General features: G+C 47.7%; 17 protein-coding genes and 1 riboswitch. Of the genes, 9 read left to right on the top strand and 8 right to left on the bottom strand.

The window, feature by feature from the left end:
- Window positions 1–290: 290 nt before the first annotated feature.
- Genes AAGC78_RS19270 through AAGC78_RS19260 form a run of 3 tightly spaced genes read left to right on the top strand, consistent with a single transcriptional unit; the run spans window position 291 to window position 2,882 of the window.
- Complete coding sequence (locus AAGC78_RS19270) at window positions 291–1,640, top strand: MGDG synthase family glycosyltransferase (RefSeq protein WP_435785737.1); 1,350 nt, start codon at window positions 291–293, stop codon at window positions 1,638–1,640.
- A complete protein-coding gene (locus AAGC78_RS19265) occupies window positions 1,637–2,209 on the top strand; it encodes a YkoP family protein (RefSeq protein ID WP_435785736.1) in 573 nt (190 codons plus the stop codon). Before AAGC78_RS19270 ends, AAGC78_RS19265 begins: the two co-directional genes overlap by 4 nt.
- Window positions 2,145–2,882 carry a polysaccharide deacetylase family protein gene (locus tag AAGC78_RS19260; RefSeq protein WP_435785735.1) on the top strand — a complete coding sequence of 246 codons (738 nt, stop codon included), beginning with the start codon at window positions 2,145–2,147 and terminating at the stop codon, window positions 2,880–2,882. The genes AAGC78_RS19265 and AAGC78_RS19260 overlap by 65 nt, the downstream gene beginning before the upstream one ends.
- A 1-nt stretch (window position 2,883) precedes the next feature.
- Here AAGC78_RS19260 and AAGC78_RS19255 read toward each other — a convergent pair whose 3' ends face one another.
- Both AAGC78_RS19255 and AAGC78_RS19250 read right to left on the bottom strand, forming a co-directional pair.
- Window positions 2,884–3,210, bottom strand: a complete 327-nt coding sequence (locus AAGC78_RS19255) for a DUF2934 domain-containing protein (protein WP_435785734.1) — start codon at window positions 3,208–3,210, stop codon at window positions 2,884–2,886.
- A 44-nt stretch (window positions 3,211–3,254) separates the two neighbouring features.
- Window positions 3,255–4,160 carry an SDR family oxidoreductase gene (locus AAGC78_RS19250; RefSeq protein ID WP_435785733.1) on the bottom strand — a complete coding sequence of 302 codons (906 nt, stop codon included), beginning with the start codon at window positions 4,158–4,160 and terminating at the stop codon, window positions 3,255–3,257.
- A 272-nt stretch (window positions 4,161–4,432) separates the two neighbouring features.
- Between AAGC78_RS19250 and AAGC78_RS19245 the strand changes: the two genes are divergently transcribed.
- Together AAGC78_RS19245 and AAGC78_RS19240 are read left to right on the top strand one after the other, a co-directional pair.
- Window positions 4,433–5,326, top strand: coding sequence for an AEC family transporter (locus AAGC78_RS19245; protein WP_435785732.1), 894 nt, complete (start codon window positions 4,433–4,435; stop codon window positions 5,324–5,326).
- 52 nt (window positions 5,327–5,378) lie between these two features.
- A complete protein-coding gene (locus AAGC78_RS19240) occupies window positions 5,379–6,740 on the top strand; it encodes an HD-GYP domain-containing protein (protein WP_435785731.1) in 1,362 nt (453 codons plus the stop codon).
- A 35-nt stretch (window positions 6,741–6,775) separates the two neighbouring features.
- On the opposite strand, the gene AAGC78_RS19235 is transcribed toward AAGC78_RS19240, so the two are convergent.
- The 4 genes from AAGC78_RS19235 to xseA form a co-directional block, all read right to left on the bottom strand.
- On the bottom strand, window positions 6,776–7,579 hold the full coding sequence (locus AAGC78_RS19235; RefSeq protein ID WP_435785730.1) for a thiazole synthase: 804 nt from the start codon (window positions 7,577–7,579) through the stop codon (window positions 6,776–6,778).
- 1 nt (window position 7,580) lies between these two features.
- Window positions 7,581–7,787: a sulfur carrier protein ThiS gene (gene thiS, locus AAGC78_RS19230; RefSeq protein WP_435785729.1), complete on the bottom strand. Its 207-nt coding sequence runs from the start codon at window positions 7,785–7,787 to the stop codon at window positions 7,581–7,583.
- Window positions 7,788–7,793: 6 nt separating this feature from the next.
- A complete protein-coding gene (locus tag AAGC78_RS19225) occupies window positions 7,794–8,894 on the bottom strand; it encodes an FAD-dependent oxidoreductase (protein WP_435785728.1) in 1,101 nt (366 codons plus the stop codon).
- Window positions 8,895–8,935: 41 nt separating this feature from the next.
- Window positions 8,936–9,053, bottom strand: a riboswitch (TPP riboswitch).
- A gap of 46 nt (window positions 9,054–9,099) precedes the next feature.
- A complete protein-coding gene (gene xseA, locus AAGC78_RS19220) occupies window positions 9,100–10,455 on the bottom strand; it encodes an exodeoxyribonuclease VII large subunit (RefSeq protein ID WP_435785727.1) in 1,356 nt (451 codons plus the stop codon).
- A gap of 145 nt (window positions 10,456–10,600) precedes the next feature.
- Here xseA and guaB point away from each other — a divergent pair, with 145 nt between their 5' ends.
- Window positions 10,601–12,079, top strand: coding sequence for an IMP dehydrogenase (guaB, locus tag AAGC78_RS19215; protein ID WP_435785726.1), 1,479 nt, complete (start codon window positions 10,601–10,603; stop codon window positions 12,077–12,079).
- Window positions 12,080–12,197: 118 nt separating this feature from the next.
- Entirely contained in the window at window positions 12,198–13,775 is a 1,578-nt protein-coding gene (guaA, locus tag AAGC78_RS19210) for a glutamine-hydrolyzing GMP synthase (RefSeq protein ID WP_435785725.1), read from the top strand.
- A 152-nt stretch (window positions 13,776–13,927) separates the two neighbouring features.
- Here guaA and AAGC78_RS19205 read toward each other — a convergent pair whose 3' ends face one another.
- Window positions 13,928–14,344 (bottom strand): hypothetical protein, encoded by a 417-nt coding sequence (locus tag AAGC78_RS19205; RefSeq protein ID WP_435785724.1) that lies wholly within the window; start codon window positions 14,342–14,344, stop codon window positions 13,928–13,930.
- Between the two features lie 91 nt (window positions 14,345–14,435).
- On the opposite strand from AAGC78_RS19205, the gene AAGC78_RS19200 reads away from it, so the two are divergent.
- Window positions 14,436–15,476, top strand: coding sequence for a succinylglutamate desuccinylase/aspartoacylase family protein (locus tag AAGC78_RS19200; RefSeq protein WP_435785723.1), 1,041 nt, complete (start codon window positions 14,436–14,438; stop codon window positions 15,474–15,476).
- 145 nt (window positions 15,477–15,621) lie between these two features.
- Window positions 15,622–16,311, top strand: a complete 690-nt coding sequence (locus tag AAGC78_RS19195; protein WP_435785722.1) for a cytidylyltransferase domain-containing protein — start codon at window positions 15,622–15,624, stop codon at window positions 16,309–16,311.
- 20 nt (window positions 16,312–16,331) lie between these two features.
- On the opposite strand, the gene AAGC78_RS19190 is transcribed toward AAGC78_RS19195, so the two are convergent.
- Window positions 16,332–16,863 (bottom strand): hypothetical protein (locus AAGC78_RS19190; protein WP_435785721.1); only part of this gene is annotated, 532 nt, incomplete at its 5' end.

The following is a 16,863-nucleotide window of genomic DNA, read 5'->3' as shown; positions in this document are numbered from 1 at the left end:
TGCGGGTAATCCTGAGAGCTAGCGTGCAAATGGCGGCTCTTTCGTTATTTTCTGTTCGATTAGTGTGCAGGGCGGGGCAGATAGCTGACAAGGATAAATGTGTAAATTCTTCGTTACATGTGATTTGGTGGGGCGCAAAGTGTAATTCACTCCTATCGACCCTCTTCTGGTTGACCAGTATGTTGGCTGGCGTACCGAGCCATGCCCGCGAGCCTCGTAATCTCCACTTCAATTTGAAGAATATCCAGTGGCTATTCATTGGCATTACTTGTTACAGGAAAGGAAAGATCATGAAGTGTTTGTTTCTTACCTCCAGCCCCGGTTATGGTCACACTCGTGCCGCTGAGGCGATTGATCAATCGCTACGTTTTCGCTATCCGGGTATTGAAACCAAATACCTGAATATCACCAGCCTGATTGATGAGCAGGTTAGTGTAGCGATTCAAGATGGTTATTTGCGTATGACGGCTGAGCAGCCGGATCTATACCAAAAATTGTATGACCTGGATAAAAATTTTTATCGGCAACTGGCGGGAAAGATTCCCGCTGACCAGAGCTTGATTGATTTTTTAGAGGAACAACAGCGCCGGTATTTTCCGGAAGTATTCGAACGCTCGCGTTTTTCTTTGCAGTCATCCTATAAAAGCCTCGATAGTGCACTGTTTAATACGTTGGTAAATGGAATTTGTAATCGCACTAAAATCCCTGCCGGTCGCCTTCTTACACAAGGAGTGCTCGGATTGATGTACAACATCATGGCATCAAGACTAAAAAAGTTCGTTAATGAGTATTCGCCAGATTTTATTATTGCAACACAAATGTATCCCAATGCACTTTTGTCGCGATCTATTCAGAAAGGCGCAATTACGCAACCAGTGATTGGTGTGCTGACTGATTACGGCGTTCACGGTGTGTGGGTGCGCAATACAACAGCTTTATATTGCGTAAGTCATGAAGGTGCTGCGGAGACTTTGCGACGCCAAGGCGTCTCCGCTGATCGAATTCGTGTTACGGGAATTCCTCTGGTAGCACCTTTTGCCAATATTCCGACGCAATCACTTGCGCGGCAGCAGCTAGGACTTGAGCATCGTCCGACTGTGTTGATTACTGGCGGGCAATGCGGGATTGGTGTGGTCGATGCAGTTAAACGTTTGCTCAGTGATGAGCAGCATGACTATCAAATATTAGTGACTGCAGGCAGTAATACCTCCGACGCAGCAGCATTAAAACAGCTTGCCAGTGATTATAAAGATCGCTGTCGGTTGTACGGTTGGTGCAGCGATATTTGCCATCTAATTTGCGCTGCTGATGTAGTGGTGGGAAAACCGGGAGGCCTTACATTAAGCGAGACGCTTGCGTGTGGGCGGCCGTTTATCGCAACTTGCTGCCTGGGTGGGCAAGAGATGCACAATGTGCAATTTCTGCAAACAAAAAAAGCGGGTTTACAGGTCGATCCTGATCAGTTGCCGGATGTTTTAGGCAATATTTTTGGTAATCCCGATTTGCTACGTAATATGAAGCGCAATGCGTATCAACTGGGGCGACCCAATGCGGCAGCGGCAGTTGTTGCTGAAGTGGAAAATATCATGCGAGAAAGACAAGCTCCTTATATTCCTCAAGTGAGCGTCGCAGAACTATGAAAAGCACCTTTCATCGCTTTATGTGTTGGTATGACGCTTATTGGCGCCGCAAACATAAGGTCGAAAAATTTGATGAGTTGTTGAGTTTTTCGTTTGAGAGATTTAGCGGTGAGCGAAAAGTGATGAATGATGGTTCCTGGGTTGAGCCGGGGGATTATCTGGCTATCATACATTTCAATCGTGAGTGCTTTACTAATTCGTCCGCTGGTTCCCAGCATTACATCCGCAATGCTCTGCGTTTTCGCAAACTATTATTGACCTCATTTCGCCAATTGGCTCGGGATCTTGATCAGCACGAGAAACTTGTAAACGTTAAAGTGTTCCATGGTGTAAGTTGGTTGCCACCACACGGAGAAAAACTGGGCTTTTACATCGAGCGATTACCTGATTCGACGCTAACCTTAATTCGTAAATTTTATTTCACCGTGTTGTTGAAAGTATTTTTTCCGCATGTGTCTGCGTTGGGAAGCAACAGTATTCAGCCACATGCATATTGGCTTACGCGTGAAAGTTTACTTAAGAATTTCTCTGTTGAGGCTTCAGCTCATGAGCTTGCTAGCCAAAAGTAGGCTATTAATCCCTGATTTTTCCAATTGGTTTTCATTGCCGAAGCCAATCTATTCCCTTGACGCTTTTGCACAAATAAATGAGCGGTACAAGCAAGCTATCTGCTTGACGTTCGATGATGGCCCTGATCCCGTCTACACCCCAAAAATTCTTTCACTTTTGGCCGATTACAATGCTAAAGCAACTTTTTTCGTTATGGGCGCGGCCGCAGAGCAGCATCCGGAATTAGTGGAGCAGATTGTTAAAGATGGTCACGCTATAGGTAATCATACCTATGCTCATCATCATCCCTGGATGATAAATACTGCACTTGCGAAAAGCGAAGTTGCCAGGACCTCAACCATTCTTGAACGGATTACCGGAACAGTGCCGCGATGGTTCCGTCCTCCTTTTGGTCGGTTGCGTGGTGTGATGCGTAAGCAAGCTTATTTGGAAAAAATGGAAACGGTATTGTGGAATCACAGTATTATCGATTGGGGGCCTTTGGGTACTCATGCAGGAATAACGCAACGACTCGATAAAATAAAAACGGGTGACATAGTGTTAATGCACGACGGCAAACGTGAGCACAATCACCCTGATATCATTTTACAATGCCTACCTGTTTTTCTTCGCTCACTGCATGATAAATCGTTAGTGACCGCCACGCTGGATGAATTCAGCCAAATCAAATAATTTAGTGAATGCTTTTTTTGTCATTATAAGAGTAGGGGTCTTGTACTCTGTCATTTTTGTGTCGAGCGTTTGAGTAAGAATCACTGATCAAACTCGATTTTAACAATTCAATGGCCATTGCCCAGTGTCGTGCGGCTTGCCCTTCAGGTTTACCTTCGCTTTCCCATATTTGCTGGGCGATCTCACGTATACGGTAATCATCAAGTTCCGAATCATCTATTTCATCCAATGCGTATGTTCGTGATGGGGGTTTAGTAGTAATACCTCGCACCAATAAAAATAAACCCGCTAAAACACCTGAGATTAATAATAACTTTGATGATTTCATCGCTGTTCTCCCGTTGTGTTAAGAATCTGTTTGCATCCATATTGTTATGGAAGATGTGCGCCACCAGTAACGCCAATGACTTCGGCTGTGATGTAACTGGACTCCTGCGATGCGAGGAACACAAATGCAGGCGCAACTTCTGCTGGCTGCCCTGCGCGACCTAAAGGCACTTTTTCGCCAAAATGTTGCAGTTTTTCACTCGGCTGTCCGCCGCTTTGTTGTAGTGGTGTCCACACCGGGCCAGGTGCAACCGCATTCACTCGAATTCCTTTTTTAATCAGCATTTTTGCCAGGCTTTTAGTGAATGCTGTGATTGCTCCTTTAGTGGATGCATAATCCAGTAGGCCAGGTGATGGCTGATAAGATTGAATGGAGGTTGTATTGATAATGCTTGCGCCCGCTGGCATTTGTGGAACGGCTGCTTTTGTAATCCAAAACATCGCAAATACATTAGTGGCATAGGTTTTAGTAAATTGCTCAGTGGTAATATCTTCCAGCTCTTCAACAAACTGTTGTTTGCCGGCGTTATTCACCAGAATATCAATCGAGCCTAATTCACTCACCGTTTGCTGCACCAGACTTTTGCAAAATGCTTCATCGGTAATATCACCGGGAATCGCAATTGCTTTTTGTCCTGCATCTTTAATCATGCCAAGGGTTTTTTGGCCATCGACTTCCTCGCTCGGCAAATAATTGATCGCTACATCAGCTCCTTCGCGCGCGAAGGCAAGTGCAACTGCGCGACCTATACCAGAGTCTCCACCTGTGATTAATGCTTTTCTGCCCACTAAACGTTTTGCACCGCAATAGCTCTCTTCGCCGTGATCTGCTTGCGGTTTTAAAATGGCATCAAGTCCAGGTTCAGGTTGCTGGTCATCCGGCTTTGCGTTTGCTTTTGGGTATTGGGTTCGCGGATCTTGCATAGAGTACTGATCGAAGGTCTTCATCATCTCTCTCCCGATACAATTCAAATGTTTGATTGGTGAAAGAATGTTCTACCCGGTGAGTGAGCTCTGTGCGCTGAACAACGTTAAGCGGAATAAGCTGATTTATCGCGCGCATGACTGAGGGCACAATATTTAATTTTATGCCCATCTCGGTTATAGTCATTAGCCACTATTTTATTAGCTGTTGATTATTATTTTTAATAATTTATCGATAACTTTATTACTTTCGTTAGTGTTACAAGTAATTAGCAGTCGCGCCCTCCAGTAGATTTTTTATGTCCAATATCGCCGTCGTTGTAATAGCGCTAATCATTGGTTTGCTGCTAAAGCAAAGCAAACGTTTTCCTGAAAATGCTGCCGCCACGCTTAATCTTTATGTCATTTATGTCGCCTTGCCTGCATTGGTGCTGGCCGAGATCCCCAAGTTAACCTTTGATCACGAAGCATTAGTGCCTGTTGTAGCGGCTTGGCTGATCATGATCGTCAGTGCGCTGTTAACCTGGTGTACTGCGCGCGCGATGGATTGGTCGCGCGAAATAACCGGTGCGCTAATGCTATTGATTCCCTTGGGAAATACCGGCTTTGTGGGGATTCCGCTGATAGAAGCGCATTTGGGTAGCGGCGCGATTCCCTATGCAATTCTTTATGATCAACTCGGCACCTTTGTTGCGCTGAATACTTACGGGGTTATCGTGGCCTGTTATTACTCATCGGGCTCAACCTCAGCGGCAAAAATTGTGCGCAGTATTATGGTATTCCCGCCGTTTATTGCCCTGATTATCGCGCTTGCGACGAGTGTGTTTTCTTACCCTGACTGGCTGTCATCTGCGTTAGCGCGAATTTCATCTACACTTGTACCAGTTGTGATGGTTGCAGTGGGGTTGCAATGGCGGTTGACCCTAAGCAAAGAGTATTTATCACCATTGGTGTTAGGTTTGATTTATATCTTGCTGGTGACTCCGGCTATCGCCTATTTGGGATTATGGCTGTTAGGGATTGATGGGTTGGCTGCGCAAGTAGTGATTCTTGAAGCTGCTATGCCGGCAATGATTTCTGCCGGGGTATTAGCGATGAGTCACAACTTAGCACCGCGTTTTGCCTCTTCGATGGTGGGGTACAGCTTGCTGATTGGTTTGGTTAGCGTTTGGATGTGGCGATTGTTTATCTAATAATCTATAAAAATTGTTTGGTTAAAAACCAATTGCACGGATGGTTTTATGTATGTCTCGTGATCAACAATCATTTGCGGCGGGAGGAAAAGCATCCGTCTGGAATCCGCTAGCCCTGGATGCCTATGCGGATTATCTCGCGCTATTGTCGGCCAATAACCCTGTTGTCACTATTGAAAATGTGCTTTCCCAAGATGGTGAGTTGTTGCTTGCAGAAGGAATGCAGCTCGATCAAAAAAATATCAAATCATTAAAGGATAAAATCCTCGCGCGTCCTCTGGCAAATTCGATTCAGATTGAAACACTCATAAGTGCTGATGACTTACTTCAGCATCTTCTCAATACCATTCGCTCTACTGAATATTTCCAATCGCTCGCGGAGCGTAAGCATCCATTAAGTTCTCTTGAGCCGGTGTGCGCTATGTTGGCCAATTTTCCCTTGGTGCAACAGTTTTTGACGGTGATGGCTGCGCAGATGAATGACCTCTATCAGCGTACCTTGTGCGTGAGTTTGTGGTCTTTGTACATCGCGCAGGAAATGCGCTTGCCGGTTGAAGATGCGCACAGTGTTTTTTGGGCTGCGATCACTCACGATATTGGCATGCTGCATTTGCGTCCTGATGTGCTTAATAAAAGCGATGAACTGACAGCAGATGAGTGGGCGCATGTGCAAAGCCATGTGGAAATATCAACCAGAATTTTGAGTGATATTCCTGGATTAACAGCGCATGTCATTATTGCGGTGAGTGAACACCATGAGCGCTGCGATGGTACTGGCTATCCGTTGGCAAAAGTAGAGAGTGAGCTATCGATATTAGGGCAGATTCTGGCGGTTGCCGATGCAATTGTTGGTATTTATTTTAATCGCTTCAAGGCGCAGGGACGTCGTTGGCGCGAAGTTATTCCGGTATTGGAAATGAATCGCGCTGCTTATTTGTATCGCAGCTGCGATATTGTCACCACCATGATTTTGCGCAGCGAATTACCACTGCCAAATCTGGTGAGTGGAAGCAGTGTGCCTGAGTTTGCTGAGCGCATGCTGCAGCAAAATCTGCATTTGCAAAATTGGTTTATACATCTGCGCGATTGTTTGACATCGGTTGGTTACACCCATGGTGATCGACAATTGCATGCGTTGCAGAACGTGGTATTGCATATCGCGACCACATTTAAAGGCAGTATGTTGTTTAAAGAGGATTTGCGCGAGTCATTGGAATCTATGGCAAATGAGCGAGGGGTGGAGATGAGCCAAATCGTGGCTGATGCTTCGCTTATCCAGCAAGAAATGAGTTTCCATTTGCAGCGTTTGAGTCGCATGATGCAAATGTATATCGCTGCAGGTGGAGGCAAAGATCCCAAAATTGCCAAGCGCTTGCAGGATGGCTTTTCAAAAATCAGCGGCCTGATTAAGTAATCCAATAATGGATATCACAACAGGCCGCACTTGATTTACTGCTGATGCCAAAAGGGCTGGCCGATAGTTGGTGTGCTAGGGCTGGCAGTTTGGCGCTTTTGCATCAGTCCTGCTTTGTAGGCTTTTCTTCCTGCATCAATTGCATCACCGAAGGCTTCTGCCATTAACGGCGGGTTATGCGCTTTTGCTACAGCAGTATTCAATAAGATTCCATCGAATCCCATTTCCATTGCTTCCGCTGCTTGTGATGGAGCACCAAGGCCGGCATCAATGATCATCGGCACATCTTTAATGCGTTCGCGCAGCGTGCGTAAGCTGTAGCGGTTTAATAAACCCTGGCCTGTGCCGATAGGTGCGCCCCAAGGCATAAGCACTTCACAGCCGACATCAAGCAGGCGTTTGCATAGAATTAAATCGTCGGTGCAATACGGCAGCACTTTAAAACCTTTTTTTATCAGGATTTCAGATGCTTCAACCAACCCAAACGGATCGGGTTGCAAATTGTAATCATCGCCAACAACTTCCAGTTTAATCCAATCAGTGTTGAAAATTTCGCGCGACATTTCGGCTAGTGTCACGGCTTCTTTCACCGATTTGCAACCTGCGGTATTGGGCAGTAAGCGGCAGCCACTCTCCTGGATGTATTGCCAAATGGCATCACCATCGCGATTGGCTGGATTCTGGCGGCGTAAGCCGAGGGTGACGATTTCGCAGCGCGATTGAATGATCGAGTCGCGCATTAATTGTGGCGATGCGTAGAGCGCAGTGCCCAACAAAAAGCGGCTGGAAAATGTTTCACCATACAAGGTGAAATCTTTTTCGGGTTTTGTGTAACTCATATCAACCTCCGCCAACCGGTTTGACGATATCGATCTGATCGCCATTTAATAATTCGCGCTCAGTGTAAGTGGAGCGCGGTACAAATTCGCCGTTAATCGCCACGGCGATTTTGCTATCGCCATAACCCCATTGTTGCAAGGCCTCGCTAAGCAATGTGTTGTCAGCCAGCGATTTACTTTCGTTGTTTACACTCAGTTCAATAGTCATAAAATTCTAGTGCTGATTCAGTAGCGATGAAAAAAGCGGTTCCGGTTTGTTAAATATATGCGCGAGTACATTTTCAACTACAGCGGGTGCAAGTAAATAGCCGTGGCGGAATAATCCATTAGCAACAATAAGTCCGTCCTGTACATCCACTTTGGGTAAGTTATCCATAAATGCCGGGCGCAAATTGGTGTCCATTTCAATAATACGTGCTTCCGCAAATGCGGGCGATAAAGTATAGAGTGCGCTGCTCAGCTCCAGTGACGATTGCAAGGTCATGGGCGAACGGTCTTCACTTTCGATTTGGGTTGCGCCAATCATAAAGCGATGATTAGGTTTGGGTACTACGTACAATTGGTAGCGCGGATGCATTAAACGAACCGGGCGCTGCAAATGAATCTCTTTGGTTTCCACGTGCAAAGTCTCTCCGCGCACACCGCGCAAATTGCGCAGTTGTTTTTTCGCGCCGAGTCCGCGGCAATCAATTACCAAATCGAAATGTTCTTCGCTGCTGTCAGTAACAATTTTTCCGGGAAATACGTCAACAGGTGTGAGTTCGCGAATCTTTGTACCGATTCTAAATAGCTCATCGCCAATCAAACGCATAAATTCGCGATTGTTCACATGACCTTCTTCACTGAGGAATAGGCCAGTGTGAAAGTTGGAGTGTAGATCGGGTTCGAGCTGGTGAATCTCGTGTTGATTTACATGGTGATAGCCCTTGCAGCCGGGCAATACAAATCCCAATTCTCGCTCGAATTGCTCCAGCTCGCTGGTATCCTGATGATGCGCGACCACCAGGCTGCCATTGTTAAAAAATAGCGGTGTTTCAGTGGCAGGTAGTTGTGCAAACCAACTGGGCCATTGCTGCAGCGCAAAAACGCCCATGCGGTAAACACCTTCGTCGGAAACAACCGCTTCGCTCAGCGGAGCTACCATTCCGGCCGCGGTGAATGCGGCAGCGCGATTAGTTTGCGGAGTGTCGGGTGTGAAGCTGCCAGATTCAAACAGCGTGACTTGAATGCCGGATTTTTGCAGTTGCCATGCGAGCAAGCGCCCGAGCAAACCGGCACCGGCAATAGCAATTGTTGTGGGGAGCTTGTTGGTCACATTGCCTCGATAATGTGAGGCGGAGGGTAGGGAATAGCCATAGCTATAAGCACCTTGTTCCCTCCGCAGGTATTAGCCTGTTCAGGTTCTACGGGTTGGGCCGAGCCCATCTCAGCCCCCGTACAGTCATTGACTGCCAGGGCGCCCCGACAAGAAAGTGGCAATTATATACTGGCCACTTGGTAAGTTCGCAATCATTCGTCTGCTATTTGGTAACCGACTCAACCCGACAGATAAATTCCCCCTGTGCCACCCGCGCATTAAGGGGCGTGCCGGGGGTTACCTGATCGCTGCGGGTAATCACTGTTTTGGTTTGCGCATCGGTAACCAGTGCGTAACCACGATCCAACGTATTCAATGGGCTTAAGGTATTCAGCATACGCGCTGCTTCGCCAAGCGTCTGTTGTTTGCGCTCAATCAGCCGATATTGTGCCGTTTGCAAGCGTTGGTGATAGGCCGCGACCCGCTCATTCAGTTGCTGCAGTCGCACTTGTGGATGATGTGCCTGTTGGCGGATCTCCAATTGGCGAATACGATTTTTAAAGTCGTTCAGCAAATGCTTGAGATGGTTCTTCAAGCGTAATTCGAGATTATCGAGTCGCTGCGATTGTTGTTCCAGTCGCTCACGCGGATGGCGCAAACGCTGACGCAGATTGTGCAAATGGCGTTGCCATTGTTGCAGTCGTCGAAGCATGGATTCTTCGAGTAGTACTTCAAAGCCGATGAATTTGTCCAGCCAGTCATCGCCATCCGGCACCAATAGTTCAGCCGCAGCTGATGGGGTGGGCGCGCGCAGATCTGCTACAAAATCGGCGATGGTGAAATCCACCTCGTGACCAACGGCGCTGACGATGGGTAGCTCGCTGTTAAAAATGGCGCGAGCGACTATCTCCTCGTTAAATGACCAAAGGTCTTCCATCGAGCCGCCGCCGCGGGTGAGCAGCAGCACATCAAATAAGCCTGAGCGATTGGCGAGGTCAATCGCCTTGACGATTTGTGGCGCTGATTCCTTGCCTTGAACCGCTACCGGAATGACGGTTACTGGAATGCCAGCAAAGCGGCGCTCTAATACACTCAATACATCATGGATGGCCGCGCCTGTCGGCGACGTAATCACGCCGATGTGTTTGGGCAGGCTGGGCAGTGGCTTTTTGTGTGCTTCATTGAACAAGCCCTCCTGCGAAAGCCTGTGTTTGAGTTCATCAAACGCGCGCTGGAGTGCGCCGCTACCGGCTTCTTCCATGTGTTCGGCGATAATTTGGTAGTCGCCGCGGCCTTCGTAAAGGCTGACTCTTGCGCGCAACAATACATGCTGGCCTTGCTGCGGCTTGAAGCGCACCAGCATATTGCGGTTGCGGAACATGCAGCAACGCACCTGCGCCTGGTCGTCTTTAAGGGTGAAGTACCAATGACCAGAAGAGGGGATTGATACGTTGGAAAGCTCGCCTTCTACCCACAATAAGGGCAGGTGAGTCTCCAGTAATTGCCGCGCCTGACGGTTAAGCTGGCTGACACTGAAGATCTCGCGGGCGGGTGTTTGGGTGAACAGATCGGTAGTCATGGGGGCATTCTAGGGGATGATCAGCCGAGCGGATAGCCTTGGTTTTGTATCTGAACACTAGATATTGTGGTTTCTGGTTTACCCGCGACGCCCAAGTCGCTATAATTTCGTGCTTCTTTTTCCCCCTGCTTTGAGGTTGGTTGGTATGTTGCGGATTGCTGAAGAAGCCCTCACGTTTGACGATGTTCTGCTGGTGCCCGGTTATTCCGATGTGACCCCCAAAGACGTGTCCCTGAAAACCCAGTTGACGCGCAAAATTCAACTGAATATTCCACTTATCTCCGCTGCTATGGATACCGTTACCGAAGCGCGTCTGGCGATTGCCATCGCTCAGGAAGGCGGCATTGGTATCATCCACAAGAGCATGACCATCGAGCAGCAAGCTGCCGAAGTGCGCGCAGTTAAGAAGTTCGAAGCCGGTGTGGTAAAAGACCCTATTACTATCGAGTCCAACGCAACTATCCGCGACTTGATTGCCTTGACCCGCAAAAACAACATCTCCGGCGTGCCGGTGCTGAGCAAGGGCGACTTGGTTGGCATCGTAACTGGCCGCGACGTTCGCTTTGAAACCAATCTTGATGCCAGCGTTTCCAGCATCATGACCCCTAAAGAGCAGTTAGTGACTGTTAAAGAAGGTGTGTCTGCTGAAGAAGTGCGCAACCTGCTGCACAAGCACCGTATCGAAAAAGTACTGGTTGTTAATGATGCCTTTGAATTACGCGGTCTGATTACCGTTAAAGACATTAACAAAGCCGAAAAATATCCGAATGCCTCTAAAGATCCGGAAGGCCGTTTGCGTGTGGGGGCCAGCGTTGGTACCAGCCGCGATACAGATGACCGCGTAGATGCATTGGTAGAAGCGGGTGTGGATGTGCTGGTAGTTGATACTGCGCACGGTCACTCCAAAAACGTATTGGATCGCGTACGCGCAATCAAAACTAAATACCCTGATGTTCAAGTGATTGGCGGCAACATCGCTACCGGCGCTGCGGCTCTCGCGTTGGTTGAAGCGGGTGCAGATGCGGTGAAAGTGGGTATCGGTCCAGGTTCTATCTGTACTACCCGTATCGTAAGTGGTGTGGGTGTTCCACAAATTTCTGCTATCGCCAACGTAGTTGCTGCACTGAAAGGTACTGGCGTTCCTGCCATTGCTGATGGTGGTATCCGTTACTCTGGTGATATCGCCAAAGCAATCGTTGCTGGTGCACACGCGGTAATGATGGGCTCCATGTTTGCTGGCACTGAAGAAGCGCCGGGTGAAGTTGAATTGTTCCAAGGTCGTACTTACAAAGCCTATCGTGGTATGGGTTCATTGGGCGCTATGGCGCAAACCTCTGGTTCAAGCGACCGCTACTTCCAGGATGCCAGTCAAGGTGCAGAAAAACTGGTTCCGGAAGGTATTGAAGGTCGCGTTCCTTACAAAGGTTCGTTGACTGCAATCGTTCACCAAATGATGGGCGGCGTGCGTTCAGCAATGGGTTACACCGGTTGTGCTGATCTGGAAGCAATGCGTACCAAACCTGAGTTTGTACGTGTGACTTCAGCAGGTATGGGCGAAAGCCACGTACACGATGTGCAGATCACCAAAGAAGCGCCTAACTACCCGGTTGGTGGTGGACGCTAAGTATTTTTCGCTCCGGCAGTAAAAAAACTCGGGCTCTGCCCGAGTTTTTCGTTTAAACCCAATTCATTTTATTTGCCATTTTTCGTTTTTATTTTTAATTTTTTGAGCAGGAATCAGCATGTCTCACGATATACACGCACAGCGAATCCTTATCCTCGATTTCGGTTCACAATACACTCAATTGATCGCACGCCGTGTGCGCGAAATTGGTGTCTTCTCTGAAATCCGCGCTTGGGATATGAGCGAAGAGGAAATTCGCGCTTACAATCCGAAAGGAATTATTCTCGCAGGTGGTCCTGAGTCAGTGCACGAATTGAACTCACCACGCGCGCCTGAAGTTGTGTTCAACCTTGGCGTTCCCGTATTTGGTATTTGCTACGGCATGCAAACCATGGCCGAGCAAATGGGCGGTGCGGTAGAAGGTTCCAATGTGCGTGAGTTTGGTTACGCGCAAGTTAAAGTGCTGGGCGAAAGCGCGATCTTCAAAGATATTAAAGACCACATCGATTCCGATGGCAGTGCGCTGTTGGATGTATGGATGAGCCACGGCGATAAAGTCACTAAAATGCCTGCCGGTTTTGAAATTCTCGCATCGACTCCATCATGCCCAATTGCTGGTATGTACAACGAAGCCAAAAAATTCTACGGCGTGCAATTCCATCCGGAAGTGACCCACACTTTGCAAGGTCAGCGTATTTACGAACACTTCATTTTAAATATTTGCGGCTGCGAACCACTTTGGACTCCCGCCAATATTGTTGAAGATGCGATTCAAAAAGTGCGCGAGCAAGTTGGCACCGACAAAGTATTGCTCGGACTTTCTGGCGGCGTAGATTCATCGGTAGTAGCAGCCTTGTTGCACAAAGCGATCGGTGATCAGCTCACCTGCGTATTTGTTGATAACGGTTTGTTGCGTAAAAATGAAGGGGATCAAGTGATGGACATGTTCGCCAAAAATATGGGCGTGCGTGTTATCCGTGCTGATGCGCAAGATCAATTTTTAAATAAATTGAAAGGCGAAAACGATCCAGAGAAAAAACGCAAAATCATCGGTGGTACTTTTATCGATGTGTTTGATGCAGAAGCAACTAAACTCCAGGATGTTAAATGGTTGGCGCAAGGCACGATTTATCCCGATGTGATCGAATCTGCCGCTGCAAAAACCGGCAAAGCGCACGTAATTAAATCGCACCACAACGTGGGCGGCTTGCCAGAAGATATGGCATTTAAACTGGTTGAGCCACTGCGCGAATTGTTTAAAGACGAAGTGCGCAAAATTGGTCTGGAATTGGGTTTGCCGTACGATATGGTTTACCGTCATCCATTCCCTGGCCCAGGTTTGGGTGTGCGCATCCTTGGTGAAGTGAAAAAAGAATATGCCGATATTTTGCGCGAAGCTGACGCCATCTTTTTGGAAGAACTACACGCATCTGGTTGGTATCACAAAACCTCGCAAGCCTTCGCTGTTTTCTTGCCGGTTAAATCGGTTGGTGTAGTGGGTGATGGTCGTCGTTACGAGTGGGTAATTTCACTGCGCGCTGTGGAAACTATCGACTTTATGACCGCTCGTTGGGCGCATTTGCCGTACGACTTGTTGGAAAAAGTATCCGGCCGGATTATCAATGAAATCTCTGGTGTGTCGCGTGTTTGCTACGATGTATCGAGCAAGCCACCAGCAACGATTGAATGGGAATAATTGCAGGGCGATTTATTGCACAAGGACGTGCATTCAAAAATAAATCTATCCAATAACTGACTACAATTTAGAAACGCGCAGGCTCCGTAGCGAGAAATTGACTCTATGCCGCAAACAATAAAAGTGAAGCGAACAATTAAAAATGAACAGGCTCAATTAGCTACTATCGCTTTTATCGTTTTGGTTGCTCTAACAGTTTTAGTAACCGCGATCTTGCCAATGCCTGTGCAGGCGCAACCCATCCCGGCAAAAGTATCTTCGTCGCTTGCTGCAATCAAATTGGGCAATGTCGATTTAGCAATCAACCCGCTTTCCCGTTCATCTGTAGTTGCATCCTCATCATCTGCAAGTAGATCGTCAGCGGCCAAAACACCTCCACCGGCAAAATCTTCATCATCTGCAGCAAGTGATATAGCAACACCAAGCGCTGCAATTGAATCCTCATCCGTCTCCAGCACTCCGAGCTCTGCTGATGTTGTTATTGCAACTGAAGCTTCATCTATTGCCAGTGCTGCTGAAGTGGTTGTCAGTTCTGCCGCCGCATCATCTGTTGCTTCATCGATAAGCATAGCGGCAACCGTAATCGCGCAACCACAGCCATTTGCGGTATCAAAGTTTATTTTGGATACAGAAGTAAAACCCAACTCATCCGTGCGCCTTATGTGGACCTCCGATACCGCTGTGGGTGGCTTTAGCGAAGAGACTCCTGTGCTTGTTGTACACGGCGCAAATCCGGGTAAAACATTGTGTTTAACTGGTGCGGTTCACGGCGATGAATTAAACGGAATCGAAATGATTCGCCGCGTCATTTTTGATATAGATCCATCGAAATTATCTGGTACGGTCATCGGTGTGCCGGTCGCGAATATCATGGGCTTCCGTCGCAACTCGCGTTATTTGCCAGATCGTCGCGATTGGAACCGCTATTTCCCTGGAAATACGCACGGTAGTTCTGCATCGCGTTTAGCTTATTCGTTTTTTACCAAAATCATTATGCATTGCGATTCATTGGTAGATCTTCATACCGGCTCATTTCATCGCACAAACCTGCCGCAATTGCGCGCTGATTTGTCCGATGAAAATGTCGCAAGGCTCGCACAAAATTTCGGCATGATTGCCGTGCTGAATGGTCGCGGCAATCCCAATTCATTGCGTACCGCTGCCGTACGCGCGGGTATTCCTGCGGTGACGCTGGAAGCAGGTGAACCCATGGCAATGCAAAGTGAAGTGGTGGCGGAGGGCGTCAACGCCATTAATACGCTGCTCGCCAAAACCGGCATGTACGGCAAACAAAAACGTTGGAATCGTATTGCACCAGTTTATTATCGCTCGGCGTGGGTGCGTGCAAATCAAAGCGGAATTTTATTCAGTAAGGCAACCTTGGGCCAACGCGTAAAAGAAGATGATGTGCTCGGCACAGTCACTGATCCGATTACCAACGCGCGCACCACAATCAGATCTCCCTACACCGGCAGAATTATCGGCATGGCATTAGATCAGGTAGTACTCCCGGGTTTTGCTGCTTATCACATAGGTATCCAAACACCGGAAGCGATTTTGATCGAAGAGAGCCAGATGAATCAGAACGAACCGGAAGAGGATGAAGAAGATGGCGATGATTCAGGTGTTGATTCAACAGACGAAATTGATGAGCCGGAAACTGGTGTAAGCAAAGCGCAGGACCGTATGGCGGATGAATAGTGTTTTAGTTAACGGTTTGTATGCTTGAGCTGCCAAATCGACAATATTCTAATTGAAGACAAGTTTTGGTCGTTTAATGACCTTTTTTCGGCATTTTGCTATACCCTATAGACCAGTACATTCGTCAAGATGATTGGAGGGGGTTATGCCAAACGTATTCGCGCTCGTACCTGCCCGCGGTGGTTCAAAGGGCATCCTGCAGAAAAATATCGCGCCGCTTAATGATTTGCCGTTATTGGCCTACACGATAAAGGCCGCGTTGGGCTCCGAGGTTATAGATGCTACCTATGTGTCGTCGGAAGATGACCAAATTTTATCTGTTGCTCATTATTACGGGGCAGAGCGCTTAAAGCGCGATCCAAATTTGGCAACGGATGAGTCTCCCATCGATTCGGTGGTCGCCGAGTTTATTCATCGCATCAAGGCAACGGGAAAAGACATCATTATCCTGTTGTTACCCACATCACCCTTGCGCACAGCAACCCATATTGTTGAGGCCTTGGCGGAATTTCGCGATTTTCCAACCTGTCGCAGCCTTATTAGTGTGTACGAAATTAATAATCAGTTGATGAAGGCTTACGTTGGTGGCGGGGAATTTTTGCAGCCCTTGGGCGGCGCGCATTCGTCATACATGCGGCGTCAGGATTTACCTTCGCTCTACATGCCCAACAATGCCATTACGATATTCAAGGTGGATGATTTTTTGCGGGAGGAGAAAATTCCGCGTACGCATGAAGTACCTTATCTCATGTCACTTCACGATAGCTTGGATATAGATACACAGGATGATTTGGAGTTGGCCGAAAAACGCATAAATAAACACAGGGCAGAGTAGTTTCTGCCCTGTATCCGCAATCAGTTGGACTTTAATTCTTCTGCTTCTTTCTTCAATGCCTCATCCAGATCGAGTTGTTCTTGCTCGACCAAATTATTTAGTTCTGGTGCAGTCTGCTCCACTTTTTTTGTCGCTTTGGTTTTCACTTTTTCAACTGAGTTAGTGGCAGCTTCTTCGGCTTTTTTGCTGAGATTTTCGGATACCGCTTCAACTGGATTGTCGACAATCTTTTTTACATCCAACAATTTTTGTTGTTGGTCATCAATTGCTTTTTTAGCGGCTTGGGCTTGGTCATAAGCTGCCTGCAGCTGCTTTGGCAGTACCGGCGTTATCGCTTCTTTTGCACCTTCGATTTGCTCGGAAAAAATTTCCGGTGTGCCATCTTTAATTAGCATGACCGCCATTTGGTTGGTGTCTGCATTCCACACCATGGCGGCTTTATCGGTAATTGCCTGAACCTGTGGTGGTGCATAACGCGAGGCGACGTAGAAGAGGGCACCTTCTTGCTGGATCTCTTGCGCAGTGCGCAGCAACTTCATGGTGGGCTCGTAT

It is taken from the genome of Cellvibrio sp. (assembly GCF_039207905.1).
Taxonomy (GTDB): Bacteria; Pseudomonadota; Gammaproteobacteria; order Pseudomonadales; family Cellvibrionaceae; genus Cellvibrio.
Note: the sequence above shows the minus strand (reverse complement) of the source record. Positions and strands in the feature narration are given on the sequence as shown.

Coding starts and splice junctions, on each gene's coding strand:
- AAGC78_RS19270 (WP_435785737.1), top strand. CDS start 291: ATGAAGTGTTTGTTTCTTACCTCCAGCCCCGGTTATGGTCACACTCGT.
- AAGC78_RS19265 (WP_435785736.1), top strand. CDS start 1,637: ATGAAAAGCACCTTTCATCGCTTTATGTGTTGGTATGACGCTTATTGG.
- AAGC78_RS19255 (WP_435785734.1), bottom strand. CDS start 3,210: ATGAAATCATCAAAGTTATTATTAATCTCAGGTGTTTTAGCGGGTTTA.
- AAGC78_RS19250 (WP_435785733.1), bottom strand. CDS start 4,160: ATGATGAAGACCTTCGATCAGTACTCTATGCAAGATCCGCGAACCCAA.
- AAGC78_RS19245 (WP_435785732.1), top strand. CDS start 4,433: ATGTCCAATATCGCCGTCGTTGTAATAGCGCTAATCATTGGTTTGCTG.
- AAGC78_RS19240 (WP_435785731.1), top strand. CDS start 5,379: ATGTCTCGTGATCAACAATCATTTGCGGCGGGAGGAAAAGCATCCGTC.
- AAGC78_RS19235 (WP_435785730.1), bottom strand. CDS start 7,579: ATGAGTTACACAAAACCCGAAAAAGATTTCACCTTGTATGGTGAAACA.
- thiS (WP_435785729.1), bottom strand. CDS start 7,787: ATGACTATTGAACTGAGTGTAAACAACGAAAGTAAATCGCTGGCTGAC.
- xseA (WP_435785727.1), bottom strand. CDS start 10,455: ATGACTACCGATCTGTTCACCCAAACACCCGCCCGCGAGATCTTCAGT.
- guaB (WP_435785726.1), top strand. CDS start 10,601: ATGTTGCGGATTGCTGAAGAAGCCCTCACGTTTGACGATGTTCTGCTG.
- guaA (WP_435785725.1), top strand. CDS start 12,198: ATGTCTCACGATATACACGCACAGCGAATCCTTATCCTCGATTTCGGT.
- AAGC78_RS19205 (WP_435785724.1), bottom strand. CDS start 14,344: ATGCTTATCGATGAAGCAACAGATGATGCGGCGGCAGAACTGACAACC.
- AAGC78_RS19200 (WP_435785723.1), top strand. CDS start 14,436: ATGTGGACCTCCGATACCGCTGTGGGTGGCTTTAGCGAAGAGACTCCT.
- AAGC78_RS19195 (WP_435785722.1), top strand. CDS start 15,622: ATGCCAAACGTATTCGCGCTCGTACCTGCCCGCGGTGGTTCAAAGGGC.